The sequence below is a fragment of the Clostridia bacterium genome (assembly GCA_019683875.1).
GTDB lineage: Bacteria > Bacillota > Sulfobacillia > RBS10-35 > Bu92 > Bu92.
The window spans coordinates 1-14,857 of the sequence record JADGHN010000038.1; the positions used below are offsets into that span (position 1 = coordinate 1).

General features: G+C 67.1%; 13 protein-coding genes and 1 tRNA gene. All 14 read right to left on the reverse strand.

Annotated features, from left to right (window positions below; translation table 11 throughout):
• Positions 1-104: 104 nt before the first annotated feature.
• The 14 genes from fusA to rpmG all read right to left on the reverse strand — a co-directional run bounded on the left by fusA (position 105) and on the right by rpmG (position 14,724).
• Positions 105-2,231, reverse strand: a complete 2,127-nt coding sequence (fusA, locus tag IRZ18_04615) for an elongation factor G (protein ID MBX5476391.1) — start codon at positions 2,229-2,231, stop codon at positions 105-107.
• Between the two features lie 61 nt (positions 2,232-2,292).
• Positions 2,293-2,763: a 30S ribosomal protein S7 gene (gene rpsG, locus IRZ18_04620; protein ID MBX5476392.1), complete on the reverse strand. Its 471-nt coding sequence runs from the start codon at positions 2,761-2,763 to the stop codon at positions 2,293-2,295.
• Between the two features lie 143 nt (positions 2,764-2,906).
• Positions 2,907-3,281, reverse strand: a complete 375-nt coding sequence (locus tag IRZ18_04625; GenBank protein ID MBX5476393.1) for a 30S ribosomal protein S12 — start codon at positions 3,279-3,281, stop codon at positions 2,907-2,909.
• 72 nt (positions 3,282-3,353) lie between these two features.
• Positions 3,354-3,623 (reverse strand): ribosomal L7Ae/L30e/S12e/Gadd45 family protein, encoded by a 270-nt coding sequence (locus IRZ18_04630; GenBank protein MBX5476394.1) that lies wholly within the window; start codon positions 3,621-3,623, stop codon positions 3,354-3,356.
• Between the two features lie 141 nt (positions 3,624-3,764).
• Entirely contained in the window at positions 3,765-7,388 is a 3,624-nt protein-coding gene (rpoC, locus tag IRZ18_04635) for a DNA-directed RNA polymerase subunit beta' (protein ID MBX5476395.1), read from the reverse strand.
• 14 nt (positions 7,389-7,402) lie between these two features.
• Complete coding sequence (gene rpoB / locus IRZ18_04640; GenBank protein MBX5476396.1) at positions 7,403-11,008, reverse strand: DNA-directed RNA polymerase subunit beta; 3,606 nt, start codon at positions 11,006-11,008, stop codon at positions 7,403-7,405.
• Between the two features lie 177 nt (positions 11,009-11,185).
• Positions 11,186-11,569, reverse strand: a complete 384-nt coding sequence (gene rplL, locus IRZ18_04645) for a 50S ribosomal protein L7/L12 (GenBank protein MBX5476397.1) — start codon at positions 11,567-11,569, stop codon at positions 11,186-11,188.
• Positions 11,570-11,596: 27 nt separating this feature from the next.
• Entirely contained in the window at positions 11,597-12,127 is a 531-nt protein-coding gene (locus tag IRZ18_04650) for a 50S ribosomal protein L10 (protein MBX5476398.1), read from the reverse strand.
• A gap of 241 nt (positions 12,128-12,368) precedes the next feature.
• Complete coding sequence (locus tag IRZ18_04655) at positions 12,369-13,064, reverse strand: 50S ribosomal protein L1 (protein ID MBX5476399.1); 696 nt, start codon at positions 13,062-13,064, stop codon at positions 12,369-12,371.
• Positions 13,065-13,161: 97 nt separating this feature from the next.
• Entirely contained in the window at positions 13,162-13,587 is a 426-nt protein-coding gene (gene rplK / locus IRZ18_04660) for a 50S ribosomal protein L11 (protein MBX5476400.1), read from the reverse strand.
• A gap of 39 nt (positions 13,588-13,626) precedes the next feature.
• On the reverse strand, positions 13,627-14,202 hold the full coding sequence (gene nusG / locus IRZ18_04665) for a transcription termination/antitermination protein NusG (GenBank protein MBX5476401.1): 576 nt from the start codon (positions 14,200-14,202) through the stop codon (positions 13,627-13,629).
• A 26-nt stretch (positions 14,203-14,228) separates the two neighbouring features.
• A complete protein-coding gene (gene secE, locus IRZ18_04670; GenBank protein ID MBX5476402.1) occupies positions 14,229-14,483 on the reverse strand; it encodes a preprotein translocase subunit SecE in 255 nt (84 codons plus the stop codon).
• A tRNA-Trp gene (locus tag IRZ18_04675) sits at positions 14,451-14,527 on the reverse strand. Before IRZ18_04675 ends, secE begins: the two co-directional genes overlap by 33 nt.
• 44 nt (positions 14,528-14,571) lie before the next feature.
• Positions 14,572-14,724 carry a 50S ribosomal protein L33 gene (rpmG, locus tag IRZ18_04680; GenBank protein ID MBX5476403.1) on the reverse strand — a complete coding sequence of 51 codons (153 nt, stop codon included), beginning with the start codon at positions 14,722-14,724 and terminating at the stop codon, positions 14,572-14,574.
• Positions 14,725-14,857: the final 133 nt, after the last annotated feature.

Consider the following 14,857-nt stretch of genomic DNA (forward strand, 5'->3'; position numbering starts at 1 on the left):
CAACGTCGTCTTCCCGTGGTCCACGTGACCGATCGTCCCGATGTTCACGTGCGGCTTTGTGCGCTCAAACTTCTGCTTGGCCATTGGCCTTCGCCCCCCTCGCGTTACTTGTTGCTCTTGCTCTTGCCCCGGTTGATGATCTCTTCCGCGATGTTGCGCGGCACTTCCTCATAGTGGCTCGGCTCCATCGTGTACGTACCGCGGCCCTGCGTCTTGGAGCGCAGGTCCGTGGCGTAGCCGAACATCTCCGCGAGCGGCACGTACGCGCGGATGGCCTGCGCGCCGGCGCGCGGCTCCATGCCCTCGATGCGCCCGCGCCGCGAGTTCAGGTCGCCGATGACCTCGCCCATGTACTCCTCCGGGACGACGACCTCGACTTTCATGATCGGCTCCAGGAGGACCGGGTTGGCCTGCTGCGCGCCGTTCTTGAACGCCATGGCGCCCGCGATCTTGAACGCCATCTCGGACGAGTCGACCTCGTGGTAGGAGCCGTCGTAGACCGTGGCGCGGACGTCGATGACCGGGTAGCCGGCCAGCACGCCCGACTCCATGGCCTCCTTCACGCCGGCCTCGATGGCGGGGATGAACTCCTTCGGAATCACGCCGCCGACGATCTTGTTGACGAACTCAAAGCCCTTGCCCGCCTCAAGCGGCTCCAGCTCCAGCCAGCAGTGGCCGTACTGGCCGTGGCCGCCCGACTGGCGCACGAAGCGGCCTTCGGCGCGGACCGTCTTGCGGATCGTTTCCTTGTACGCCACCTGAGGCTTGCCGACGTTGACCTGGACCTTGAACTCCCGCATCAGCCGGTCGACGATGATCTCCAAGTGGAGCTCGCCCATGCCGGCGATGATCGTCTGGCCGGTCTCCTGGTCGGTGTACATGCGGAACGTCGGGTCCTCTTCCGCCAGCTTGGCGAGGGCCTCGCCGAGCTTGTCGGTGTCGGCCTGGGTCTTCGGCTCGATCGCCACGGAGATGACCGGCTCCGGGAACTCCATGGCCTCGAGCACGATCGGGTTGTTCTCGTCCGCGAGGGTGTCGCCGGTCGTCGTGACCTTGAGGCCGACGGCCGCGGCGATGTCGCCCGTCGCGACCTCCGAGATGTCCTCGCGGTGATTCGCGTGCATCAGGAGCAGCCGGCCGACGCGCTCCCGCTTGCCCTTGTTCACGTTGTAGATGTAGGAACCGGACTTCAGGACGCCCGAATACACACGGAAGAACGTCAGCTTGCCGACGTACGGGTCCGTCATGATCTTGAACGCGAGCGCCGAGAACGGTTCCTCGTCGCTGACGAGGCGCTGGATCTCCTCGCCGGTGTTCGGATCCGTGCCCTTGACGGCCGGAATGTCGAGCGGCGAAGGCAGGTAGTAGACGACGGCGTCGAGCAGCGGTTGGACGCCCTTGTTGCGGTACGAGGAGCCGCACAGCACGGGCACGATCTTCATCGAGATGGTGGCCCGGCGCAACGCGGCGCGGATCTCGTCCTCCGACAGCTCCTCGCCTTCGAGGTAGCGCTCCATGAGCGCGTCGTCCGTCTCCGCGACGGCCTCGATCAGCTTTTCCCGGTACTCCGCGACCTTGTCCCGCAGGTCCTCAGGGACGTCCGTCTCCTCGCTGCGCGTGCCGAGGTCGTCGACGTAGATGATCGCCTTGCCCGTGATGAGGTCGACGACGCCGCGGAAGGTGTCCTCCACGCCGATCGGAAGCTGGATGGGCACCGCGTTCGCGCGCAGGCGCTCGCGGATCTGCTCCACGACGTGGTAGAAATCGGCGCCCAGCGTATCCATCTTGTTGACGTAAGCGAGGCGCGGGACGCGATAGCGGTCCGCTTGGCGCCACACCGTCTCCGACTGCGGCTCCACGCCCTCCTTCGCGGAGAAGATGGCGATCACGCCATCGAGAACGCGAAGCGAACGCTCCACCTCGACGGTGAAGTCCACGTGGCCGGGCGTATCGATAATGTTGATGCGATGGTCCTTCCAGAACGCGGTGGTCGCGGCCGACGTGATCGTGATGCCGCGCTCCTGCTCCTGCTCCATCCAGTCCATCGTGGCGGAGCCCTCGTGCACTTCGCCGATCTTGTGCACGCGCCCCGTGTAAAAGAGGATCCGTTCCGTGGTCGTGGTCTTTCCAGCGTCAATATGCGCGGAAATCCCGATGTTCCGGTAACGTTCCAACGGGACGGTGCGGTTGACCGCGGTTCCGCCTTTGGACTGCGTCTGCGAGCCTGCCACGGCTACCGTCCTCCTGTGCGCGGCCGCCGAACGCGGAGCCGCGCGGTCTTTCAATGAATGCCTACCAGCGATAATGCGCGAACGCGCGGTTGGCCTCGGCCATGCGATGCATCTCTTCCTTGCGACGCACCGCCGCGCCCTGGTTGTTGGCGGCGTCCAGGAGCTCGCCGGCCAGGCGCTGCGCCATGGTCCGCTCTCCACGCTCCCGGGCGAACGTCACGATCCAGCGCATCGCCAACGAGAGACGGCGCTCCGGCCGCACCTCGACCGGCACCTGGTACGTCGCGCCGCCGACGCGACGCGGCCGCACCTCCAGCACCGGCGCAACGTTGCGAATGGCCGCTTCAAAGACTTCGAGCGGGTCGCGCTTCGAGCGCTCCGCCACGAGGTTCATCGCCTCGTAGAAAATCCTTTGGGCAAGCGTCTTCTTGCCGTCTTTCATGATCTTGTTGATGAAACGGGCCACCAGCTCGCTCTTGTACACCGGGTCGGGCGCGACCTCACGCCGTGGGACTCGGCCCTTTCTCGGCATCGGGTTTCTGCCTCCTTCCGGCCCGCTTCGCGGACCTCGCCAGACTTCAAGCCACTGCCGGTTCACGCAATGCCCGCGAACAGCGCGAACCCCCCGGCACGGGGGATTCCACAGTCACCGCGCGGCGGTCTTGCGCGCCGGGTTCACTTCTTCGGCCGCTTGGCCCCGTACTTGGACCGGCCCTGGCGGCGCTTCTCGACGCCGGCCGCGTCCAGGGTGCCGCGAACGATATGGTAGCGCACGCCCGGGAGATCCTTGACGCGTCCCCCGCGCACGAGCACGACGGAGTGCTCCTGGAGGTTGTGACCCTCGCCGGGGATGTACGCCGTCACTTCGATGCCGTTGGTCAGACGGACGCGCGCGATCTTGCGCAGCGCGGAGTTCGGCTTCTTGGGGGTCACGGTCTTGACGACGGTGCACACGCCACGGCGCTGCGGGTTGCCGCGCAAGGCGGGAGCGTCCGACTTCGCGCGCACCGCTTTGCGACCGTGACGGATGAGCTGGTTGATCGTCGGCATACTTCCAACCCCCTTTCTCCACTCGCGTTTGCCCTTCGCCGGGCCGCCCTCGACAGCCGGCGCCGCCGGCGCTCAGGAGTTTCGCGTCAACGGTTGCCGCAGGACGGCCGCCGCTGAAGCGCCGACGTCGATCCCGCAGGCCTTGCCGAGCCAGGCCATCGACTCGGCCTCCAGCACCTCCACGCCCTGCTGCTGGCACGCTTCCAGGAGCGGCGCCACGATGCTGCGTTCCGCGTCCCGGGCCACGAACACCACTTCTGCCAGGCCCTTCTGCACCGCTTTGGTGGTCTGCTTGACGCCGACCGTGCGGTGCTTGGCGGACTTCAAGCGTTCATCGATCACGTGCGCTCCCGGCGGCTCGACCGCCGATCCCAATCAGGCATAGAGACAGACACTCGTTAATATTAAGCGGCCTGACAACAGGTGTCAATGAAGACACGACAAGGCGCCGCACCCATCAATGCCGGGCGCGGCGCCCGCCGGTCACTTCTCTTCCTTTTCTTCCTTTTCAGTGTCGTTTCCGCCGCTGATGCCGTACGGCTGCGAGCCGAGCACCGAGACGGGCCGGTCTTCGACCGACGCCGCGACGTACGTGCCGTTGGTGCCGGCTTCGTCGCGCGTCTCGGCCGCCGGCGCGTCGACCCACACGCGGATGTTGCGGTAGCGGGACATGCCCGTGCCCGCCGGGATCAGCTTGCCGATGATCACGTTTTCCTTGAGGCCGAGCAGCGGATCGCGCCTGCCCTTCGTCGACGCCTCCGTGAGCACGCGCGTGGTCTCCTGGAACGACGCGGCCGAGAGGAACGAGTCCGTGGCCAGCGACGCCTTCGTGATCCCGAGCAGCACCGGCTTGGCCACGGCCGGCTCGCCGCCGGCCTCGCGCACCTTCGCGTTGGCCTCCTCGAGCTCGAACACGTCGACGAGGCCCCCGGGCAGGAGGTCCGTGTCGCCGGCGTCCTCCACTTTCACCTTGCGCAGCATCTGCCGGATGATGATCTCGATGTGCTTGTCGTTGATGTCCACGCCCTGCAGGCGGTACACCCGCTGCACCTCCTGCAGGATGTATTGCTGCACGCCGCGCACGCCCTTGATCTTGAGGATGTCGTGCGGGTTCACCGAGCCTTCGGTGAGCTCGTCGCCCGCCTCCACGCGGTCCCCGGACCGTACGCGGATGCGCGCCCCGAACGGCACCGTGTACGCCTGGTACGTGCCGTCCTCCTGGACGATCCGCACCTCGCGCCGGCCGCGGTTCTCCACGATCTCCGCGACGCCGTCGACTTCCGAGATGACGGCCTGCCCCTTGGGCTTGCGCGCCTCGAAGAGCTCCTCGACGCGCGGCAGACCCTGGGTGATGTCGTCCCCGGCGACGCCGCCCGTGTGGAACGTGCGCATCGTCAGCTGCGTGCCCGGCTCGCCGATCGACTGCGCGGCGATGATGCCGACCGCCTCGCCGACGTCGACCAGCTTGCCGGTCGCGAGGTTGCGGCCGTAGCACATCGCGCAGACGCCGTAGCGCGAGCGGCAGGCGAGCACCGAGCGGATCTCCACCTCGGCGATGCCGGCCTTCACGATGCGGTCGGCCGCCGTCTCGTCGATCATCTCGTTGCCGCGGACGATGACCTCGCCGGAGGTCGGATCGACGAGGTCATGCAGGGCGACCCGCCCGACGATGCGGTCGTGGAGCGACTCGATCTCCTCCATGCCGTCGGTGATCGCGCGCACCTTCACGCCCGACGTGGTGCCGCAGTCCTCCTCGCGGACGATGACGTCCTGCGCCACGTCGACCAGGCGCCGCGTGAGGTAGCCGGAGTCGGCCGTGCGCAGCGCCGTGTCGGCGAGGCCCTTGCGGGCGCCGTGCGTCGAGGTGAAGTACTCGAGCACCGTCAGACCCTCGCGGAAGCTCGCCTTCACCGGAAGCTCGATCGTGCGGCCCGACGGGTCGACCATGAGCCCGCGCATGCCGGCGAGCTGCGTGATCTGCGCCATGTTCCCTCGGGCGCCGGAGATCGCCATCATGTACACCGGGTTGAACCGGTCCAGCGTCTCCACCAGGCGCTGCTGCAGCTCGTCCTTCGCCTGGTTCCAGATGGCGACGACGCGGTCGTACCGCTCCTGCGCCGTCAGGAGGCCCCGGCGGTACTGGGCCTCGATCTGCTCCACCTGCGCTTCGGCCTTCTGCAGGATCTCGGCCTTGTTGATGTCCACGTCCAGGTCCGTGACGCCGATGCTCACGCCCGCCCGCGTGGCGTAGTGGAAGCCGAGCTCCTTGATGCCGTCGAGCATCTTCACCGTGCCGGCCGCGCCGAGGAGCCGGTAGCATTCGGCGACGATGCGGCCGAGCTCCTTGCGGTCCACGACCTTGTTGATGAAGCGGAGCTCCTTCGGGATGCTCTCGTTGAAGATCACCCGGCCGACCGTCGTCTCGATCCGCGGCTGTCCCGGCTCAAGCCGCAGCTGGATCTTCGCGTGCAGGGCGACGGCGCCCGTGTCGTACGCGAGGATCGCTTCTTCCGGAGACGCGAACACGCTCCCCTCGCCCTTCACGCCGTCCTTCTCCATGGTCAGGTAGTAGGCGCCCATGACCATGTCCTGTGTGGGCGTGACGACGGGCGCGCCGTCCTTCGGGTTCAGGATGTTGTTCGTCGCCATCATGAGGATGCGCGCCTCCGCCTGCGCCTCGGCGGACAGCGGGACGTGCACGGCCATCTGGTCTCCGTCGAAGTCCGCGTTGTACGCCGTGCAGACCAGCGGGTGGATCTGGATGGCGCGCCCCTCCACCAGCACCGGCTCGAACGCCTGAATGCCCAGGCGGTGCAGCGTGGGCGCCCGGTTCAGGAGCACCGGGTGCTCCTTGATGACCTCCTCGAGGACGTCCCACACCTCGTCCCGGGCGCGCTCCACCATGCGCTTCGCGCTCTTGATGTTGTGCGCGTAGCCGAGCTCCACGAGCCGCTTCATCACGAACGGCTTGAAGAGCTCGAGGGCCATCTCCTTCGGAAGGCCGCACTGGTGCATCTTGAGGTGCGGCCCGACGACGATCACCGAACGGCCGGAGTAGTCGACGCGCTTCCCCAAGAGGTTCTGGCGGAAGCGGCCCTGCTTGCCCTTGAGCATGTCGGACAGGCTCTTGAGCGGGCGGTTCCCCGGGCCGGTGACCGGACGGCCGCGGCGGCCGTTGTCGATCAGGGCGTCCACGGCCTCCTGAAGCATGCGCTTCTCGTTGCGCACGATGATGTCCGGGGCGCCGAGGTCGAGCAGCCGCTTGAGCCGGTTGTTGCGGTTGATCACGCGCCGGTACAGGTCGTTCAGGTCGCTCGTGGCGAAGCGGCCGCCGTCGAGCTGGACCATCGGGCGCAGGTCCGGCGGGATGACGGGGATGACCTCGAGGATCATCCACTCCGGCCGGTTGCCCGACTTCCGGAAGGCCTCGACGACTTCCAGCCGCCGTACGGCGCGCATGCGGCGCTGCCCGCTGCTGTGCCGGATCTCGTGGCGCAGTTCCTCGGCCAGCTCGTCGAGGTCCATGCGCTCAAGGAGTTCCTTGATCGCCTCGGCGCCCATGCCGGCGCGGAAGGCGTTGCCGTACTTCTCCCGGTACTCCCGGTACTCGGCGTCCGTCAGCAGCTGGCGCTCCATAAGCGGCGTCTCGCCGGGGTCGAGGACGATGTAGCTGGCGAAGTAGAGCACCTTCTCCAGCGAGCGCGGCGACATGTCCAGGAGCAGCCCCATGCGGCTGGGGATGCCCTTGAAGTACCAGATGTGCGACACCGGCGCCGCGAGCTCGATGTGCCCCATGCGCTCGCGGCGGACGCTGGAACGCGTGACCTCCACGCCGCAACGGTCGCACACGATGCCCTTGTAGCGGACGCGCTTGTACTTGCCGCAGTGGCACTCCCAGTCCTTCGTGGGCCCGAAGATCTTCTCGCAGAAGAGACCTTCCCGCTCCGGCTTGAGCGTGCGGTAGTTGATCGTCTCGGGCTTCTTGACCTCGCCGCGCGACCACTCCCGGATCTTGTCCGGGGACGCCAGGCCGATGTAGAGCGCGTCGAAGTTGTTGATGTCCGCGATCAGCTGTTCCTCTTCGGCTTCGGCCGCGAAGTGATCCATCGTCTTCAAGCCGCTCACTCCCGAGCCCAGCTTTCGTCGTCGTCTTCGTCGACCGGGTTGTCGTCGTCCGCGTCGTCTCCGTCCCCGTCCTCGCCGGCGAAGCCGTCGTCGGCGTCGAAGTCGAACGACGCGCGACGCTCGCGATTCGCGTCGTCAGCCTCCGAGCCGGTGCGGCGGCCGGCCAGCACCTTCGTCCGCTCGGCCTGGCCCTCGCCGAGGTCGAGGTCGAGGTCGCGGGCCGTGTCGTAGATGTCGTCGGCCGACTCGCGGATCTCGATCTCCTTGCTGTCCTCCGTGAGGATCTTCACGTCCAGGCAGAGGCTCTGCATCTCCTTAATGAGCACCTTGAACGACTCCGGCACGCCCGGCTCCGGGATGTTCTCGCCCTTGATGATCGCCTCGTAGGTCTTCACGCGGCCGACGATGTCGTCCGACTTCACCGTCAGCAGCTCCTGCAGCGTGTACGCGGCACCGTACGCCTCAAGCGCCCAGACTTCCATCTCGCCGAAGCGCTGGCCGCCGAACTGCGCCTTGCCGCCCAGGGGCTGCTGCGTGACGAGCGAGTACGGACCCGTCGAGCGCGCATGGATCTTGTCGTCCACGAGGTGCGCGAGCTTCAGCATGTAGACGTAGCCGACCGTGACCTTGCTGTCGAAGGGCTCGCCGGTGCGGCCGTCGTACAGGACGGCCTTGCCGTCCTCGGGCAGGCCGGCTTCCCGCAGCATCCGGACGATGTCCTCTTCCGTGGCGCCGTCGAACACCGGCGTGGCCACGTGGAGGCCGAGCGCCTTCGCCGCCCAGCCCAGGTGCGTCTCCAGAACCTGGCCGATGTTCATGCGCGAGGGCACGCCGAGCGGGTTCAGCACGATCTCCACGGGCGTCCCGTCCTCGAGGAACGGCATGTCTTCCTCGGGCAGGATCTTCGAGATGACGCCCTTGTTCCCGTGGCGGCCGGCCATCTTGTCGCCCTCGCTGATCTTCCGCTTCTGCGCGATGTAGACGCGGATGAGCTGGTTGACGCCCGGGGCCAGCTCGTCGCCGTTCTCGCGGCTGAACACCTTGACGTCGACGACGATGCCGGACTCCCCGTGCGGCACGCGCAGGGACGTGTCGCGCACCTCGCGCGCCTTCTCGCCGAAGATGGCCCGGAGGAGGCGCTCCTCCGCCGTCAGCTCGGTCTCGCCCTTCGGCGTGACCTTGCCGACGAGGATGTCGCCCGTGCGGACCTCGGCGCCGATGCGGATGATGCCGCGCTCGTCGAGGTCCTTGAGCGCGTCCTCGCCGACGTTCGGGATGTCGCGGGTGATCTCCTCAGGGCCGAGCTTGGTGTCGCGCGCCTCGCACTCGTGCTCCTCGATGTGGATCGAGGTGAAGACGTCTTCCTTCACCAGCTTCTCGCTGATGAGGATGGCGTCCTCGTAGTTGTACCCTTCCCAGGGCATGAACGCGACGAGCACGTTCCGGCCCAGCGCCAGCTCGCCCTGGTCCGTCGACGGGCCGTCGGCCAGGAGCTGGCCCTTCTCGACCCGCTGGCCCTTGCGCACCACCGGCTTCTGGTTGATGCACGTGCCCTGGTTCGAGCGCTGGAACTTCAGGAGCTGGTACTCGTCGCGGGTGCCGTCGTCGGCGCGGACGACGATCTCGCGCGCGTCCACCTTCTCCACGACGCCCGCGCGCTTCGCGAGGACCACGGCGCCGGAGTCCATCGCCGCCTTGTACTCGATGCCCGTGCCGACGAGCGGCGCCTCCGTCCGCAGAAGCGGCACGGCCTGGCGCTGCATGTTCGCGCCCATGAGCGCGCGGTTCGCGTCGTCGTTCTCGAGGAACGGGATGAGCGCCGTCGCCACGGACACGACCTGCTTGGGCGAGACGTCCATGTAGTCGACCTGCTCCGGCGGCACCTGCGTGACCTCGTGGCGGGCGCGCACGTTCACGCGCTTGTCGACGAACGTGCCGTCCGGATTGAGGCGCGCATTCGCCTGGGCGATGACGGCGTCGTCCTCCTCGTCCGCCGTCAGGTAGACGATCTCATTGGTGACGCGCCCCTTCTCCACCTTGCGGTAGGGGGTCTCGATGAAGCCGTACTCGTTGACGCGCGCGTAGCTCGACAGCGCGCCGATGAGGCCGATGTTCGGGCCTTCCGGCGTCTCGATCGGGCACATGCGGCCGTAGTGCGAGTGGTGCACGTCGCGCACGTCGAAGCCGGCGCGCTCCCGCGAAAGACCGCCGGGCCCAAGGGCCGACAGGCGCCGCTTGTGCGTGAGCTCCGCCAGCGGGTTCGTCTGGTCCATGAACTGCGAGAGCTGGCTTGAGCCGAAGAACTCCCGCACCGCCGCGACGACCGGACGGATGTTGATCAGCGCCTGCGGCGTGATCATGTCCACGTCCTGAATGGTCATGCGCTCACGCACGACGCGCTCCATGCGCGCGAGGCCCACGCGGAACTGGTTCTGCAAAAGCTCGCCGACGGACCGCAGGCGGCGGTTGCCGAGGTGGTCGATGTCGTCGACGTGGCCGACGCCGCCGAACAGCGTGACCATGTAGTTCATGATGGCGGCGATGTCGTCCACCGTGAGCGTGCGCCGGTCCATGTCCGGCTGGCCGTTGCCGAGCACCACGAACCGGCGCCCGTCGTTGTCCTGCACGACGACGCGGTTGACGCCGGAACGGCTGATGCGCTCCGCGAGCGGGCGGTCGATCCGCTCGCCCGCCTTGGCGAGCCGTTCGCCCGTCGACGGGTTGACGACGTCCTCGGCCGCCGCCAGCCCCACCAGGCGATGCCGGATGTTCAGCTTCTTGTTCACCTTGTACCGGCCCACGGCGGCAAGGTCGTACCGCTTGGGCTCGAAGAAGAGGTTCGTGAGCAGCGCCCGCGCCGTGTCCTCAGTGGGCGGCTCGCCGGGGCGCAGGCGCCGGTAGATTTCGATGAGCGCCGCCTTGGCGCTGTCGGTGTTGTCCTTGTCGAGCGTGGCGCGCACGTTCTCGGTGTCGCCGAGAATGTCGAGGATCTGCGCGTCCGTCTCAAAGCCGACGGCACGGAGGAGCACCGTCGCCGGAAGCTTGCGGGTGCGGTCGACGCGCACATAAATGACGCCCGAGGGGTCCGACTCGAACTCCAGCCAGGCGCCGCGGTTCGGGATGACCGTGCAGGTGTACAGGCGCTGGCCGGTCGCGTCGACGTCTTCCGAATAATAGACGCCGGGCGAGCGCACGAGCTGGCTGACGACGACGCGCTCCGCGCCGTTGATGATGAACGTGCCCTGCTCCGTCATGAGCGGGAAGTCGCCCATGAAGACTTCCTGCTCCTTGACCTCGCCGGTCTCCTTGTTGATCAGGCGCACGCGCACGCGCAGAGGCGCGGCGTACGTCACGTCGCGTTCCTTGCACTCCTGGACGCTGTACTTCGGCTCTCCGAGCGTGTAGTCGATGAACTCCAGCACCAGGTTGCCCGTAAAATCTTGAATGGGGGAGATGTCCTGGAAGAGTTCCTGCAAGCCCTCTTTAAGGAACCATTCGTAGGACTTCTGCTGCACCTCGATCAGGTTGGGGAGATCGAGCACTTCCTGAATGCGGGCAAAACTGCGCCGTTCCCGTCGTTGTCCCTCGACGGCGATGGCCATGCGCTCACGCTCCTTGAGGGCAGAATGACGCCAACTCCGCAGACAATACGGCAATGTTGGATACTAGCACACCACTGGAAATCTGGTCAAGAGGCAAAAGGAGGCTAACCGAGCGCCGATCTCTGCTTGGCCCGGTTGGCCTCCTCGGACACGTGCGTTCTTCAGTGGCGCGCCACGTTACTTGATCTCGACCGTGGCGCCCGCTTCCACCAGTTTCGCCTTGATCTGCTCGGCTTCCTCTTTGCTGACCTTCTCCTTGACCGGCTTCGGCGCCCCGTCGACCAGGTCCTTCGCTTCCTTCAGGCCGAGCCCGGTGAGCTCGCGCACGACCTTGATGACCTGGATCTTCTTGTCGCCGGCGTCCGCGAGGATCACGTCGAACTCCGCCTGCTCCTCCGCGGCGGCCGCCGGAGCGGCGCCCGCGCCCGGAGCCGCGGCGGCCACGGCGACCGGCGCGGCCGCGGAGACGCCGAACTTCTCCTCGAACTTCTTGACGAGCTCAGCCAGCTCCAGAACGGAAAGCCCTTCGACGAGCTCCAACACCTGTTCGACCTTCGACAACGCGTCCACCTCCAATGGATCTTGCCGTTATCCGGCAGCGGCCCGCTGTTCGCGAAGCGCGTTGGCCGCGGTGACGAATCCCCGCAGCGGCGCGGCGAGCACGACGGCGAGCTGCGTGAGAGGCGCCTGGATGCCCGCCAGAACCTTCGCGAGAAGAACCTCCCGCGGCGGGAGATCCGCAAGAGCCTTGACCTCCGCGGCCGAGACGACGCGACCCTCCAGGATGCCCGCCTTGATCTGCAGTTGCTGGTGATCCTTCGCGAAGGCGCTCAGCTCCCGGGCGGCCGCCGTGGCGTCCGAGAAGCTGAAGGCGATCGCCGTCGGCCCTTCGAGATGCGGCTCCAGCCCCGTGATGCCCGCCTGCTTGGCCGCCAAGCCCAGCAGCGTGTTCTTGACGACCGAGTACTCCACGCCCGCGGCCCGCAGGCGCCGGCGCAGCTCGGTGTCGTCCGCCACGGTGAGCCCGCGGAAATCCGCCAGCACCGCCGCCGGCGCGCGCTCGAGCTTCTCTTTGATCTCAGCCACGCGGGCCTCTTTCAGCTCGCGGTTGCGCGACAATGTCCCACCCCCCAACACAGACGCCCCTCCGTAGACGCACGGAGGGGCGAACGCCGGACCCCGCCGCCGCAGCGGCGGGCCAAACTTTCGGTGATCGCGCCTCGGCAGGCGGCCCCGGTGGGGCGCTTACGCCAACGCACCTGCTGTCTACGGCCGGGTATCAAGTTGTGGAAAACACTCCGCGGCGCCAAGCCGCCGCGGCGGATTGTACCACCGCGCGGAGGGCGGCGCAAGCCGCCGGTTACGCCGTGGCCCGCGACGGAAGGATCCGCACCGACGGGCCCATGGTGCTGGACACGGCCACGGACCGGATGTACTGGCCCTTCGCGGCCGCCGGCTTGGCCCGCACGAGGGCCTCCATGAGCGCCCGGAAGTTCTCCTCAAGCTGCTCGACGCTGAAGGAGGCCTTGCCGATCGGCGCGTGGACGATGCCGCTCCGATCCGTGCGGTACTCGATCTTGCCCGCCTTGATCTCCTTGACGGCCTGGGCGATGTCGAACGTGACGGTGCCCGCCTTGGGGTTCGGCATCAGGCCGCGCGGCCCGAGGATGCGCCCCAGTTTGCCGACCGTGCCCATCATGTCCGGCGTGGCCACCGCCACGTCGAACTCGAGCCAGCCGTCCTCGATCTTCTTGGCCAGGTCCTCGGCCCCGACCTCGTCCGCGCCGGCGGCCTGCGCCTCCTTGGCCTTTTCGCCCTTCGCGAACGCGATCACGCGGACAGCCTTGCCGGTGCCGTGCGGCAGAGCCACGGCGCCGCGCACCATCTGGTCCGCGTGGCGCGGATCGACGCCAAGCCGGACCGCGACCTCGATGGTCTCGTCAAACTTGGCCTTCGCGAGCTCCTTGACCTTCGCGAGCGCCTCCCGAACGTCCTCAAACGGCTCGGGCGGCAGCGACTTCTTCGCATCGACGTAACGCTTTCCGTGCTTCGGCACGGCCGATTCCTCCTTCGAACGCGGACCCCTGGCCCGCGCCTGGTCCAAACGAGCGCCGCGCGGCGCTCTCCCATTCCGTGAACGACGAGGCGTCCGACTAGCCGACGACCTCGATGCCCATGCTGCGGGCGGTGCCTTCCACCATGCGCTCCGCCGCCTCGATGGACGCGGCGTTCAGGTCCGGCATCTTCAGCGTGGCGATCTCGCGGATCTGCTGGCGGGTGACCTTGCCGACCTTGTTGCGGTTCGGCACGCCCGACCCCTTCTCCAGCCCCGCCGCCCTCTTCAGCAGAACTGCAGCCGGCGGCGTCTTCGTGATGAAGTCGAACGAGCGGTCGGCGTACACCGTGATCACGACAGGGATGATCAGGCCGACCTGATCCTTGGTGCGCTCGTTGAACTCCTTCGTGAACTGCGGAATGTTCACGCCGTGCTGGCCCAGCGCCGGGCCGACCGGCGGCGCGGGCGTCGCCTTGCCCGCCGGAATCTGAAGCTTGATCTGGCCAACGACTTTCTTCGCCATCTTGTCGGCGAGCCTCCCTGAAGCGGGGCGCCCCCCGCGTTACAGCTTTTCGACCTGCGTGAAGTCCAGCTCCACGGGCGTCTCGCGCCCGAACATGGACACGAGCACGCGCACCTTTCCGCGCTCGACGTCGATGCCGTCGATGACGCCGATGAAGCCGTCGAACGGGCCGGACCGCACGCGAATATTCTGGCCGAGTTCAAGGTCGATCCGCGGCTTGGGCTTCGGCTTGGGCGCCTCCTCTTCAAGCAGGCCCATCTGGCGCAGGATCTGCCTGACCTCTTCCTCGTCCAAAGCCGTGGGCTTGCTGCCCGAGCCGACGAACCCGGTCACGCCGGGCGTGTTCCGCACGACGTACCACGAGTCGTCGGTCATGACCATCTCGACCAAGACGTAGCCGGGGAAGATCTTCTTCTGGACGGTCCGCTTCTTGCCGTCCTTGATCTCGACCTCTTCCTCCACGGGCACGAGAACCTGAAAGATCTTGTCCTCCATGCCCATGGACTGCACGCGCTTCTCCAGGTTGGCCTTCACCTTGTTCTCGTACCCGGAGTACGTGTGGATGACGTACCAGTTCGCGTTCGCGTGCCGTTCCAGCAGCTTGTGTTCAGCCATCAACCGCGGCGCTCCCCGTCATCCCTTTAGAACTGGACAAGCAGGCCAAGCAGGTAGCCGAGAATGGAATCGAAGATCCAGATCGAGACGGCGACCAGCGTGACCGCCGCGATGACGACGCCCGTGTAGATCGCCGTCTCGCGGCGGGTCGGCCAGACGATCTTGCGCGTCTCCGCCAGGACCTCACGAAAGAACTTGGAGGCGCGTGCGAAGGAGCCCTTCAAGAAAGAATACCCCCGGCATAAAATTGGCAGGCCCGGAGGGACTCGAACCCCCAACATGCGGTTTTGGAGACCGCCGCTCTACCAATTGGAGCTACGGGCCTGTGCAAACTCTTCGGTTCGTTGAGACCGGCTCGCTGCCGCGTCCTCACCGCGTCTCGCGGTGGAGCGTGTGCGCGCGACAGAACTTGCAGTACTTGCGAAGCTCCAGGCGAGAGTTGTCGCCGGTCTTCTTGTTCTTGCTCGTCGTGTAGTTGCGCCGCTTGCACTGCGAGCAGGCCATGGTGATGATGACGCGCACCGGTGTCCCTCCTCGCCTGGGAATCTCGGGCCACGATAATCTATCATGCGCCCTTGGGCTGTGTCAACGACAGCGCTTGCCGCGGCCCGGCCACGGAGCCTCGCGCCGCCCGTGCCCCGGCCCCGCCGCGCGT

Coding starts and splice junctions, on each gene's coding strand:
- rpsG (MBX5476392.1), bottom strand. CDS start 2,763: ATGCCGAGAAAGGGCCGAGTCCCACGGCGTGAGGTCGCGCCCGACCCG.
- IRZ18_04625 (MBX5476393.1), bottom strand. CDS start 3,281: ATGCCGACGATCAACCAGCTCATCCGTCACGGTCGCAAAGCGGTGCGC.
- rpoC (MBX5476395.1), bottom strand. CDS start 7,388: ATGGATCACTTCGCGGCCGAAGCCGAAGAGGAACAGCTGATCGCGGAC.
- rpoB (MBX5476396.1), bottom strand. CDS start 11,008: ATGGCCATCGCCGTCGAGGGACAACGACGGGAACGGCGCAGTTTTGCC.
- rplK (MBX5476400.1), bottom strand. CDS start 13,587: ATGGCGAAGAAAGTCGTTGGCCAGATCAAGCTTCAGATTCCGGCGGGC.
- nusG (MBX5476401.1), bottom strand. CDS start 14,202: ATGGCTGAACACAAGCTGCTGGAACGGCACGCGAACGCGAACTGGTAC.
- secE (MBX5476402.1), bottom strand. CDS start 14,483: ATGTTGGGGGTTCGAGTCCCTCCGGGCCTGCCAATTTTATGCCGGGGG.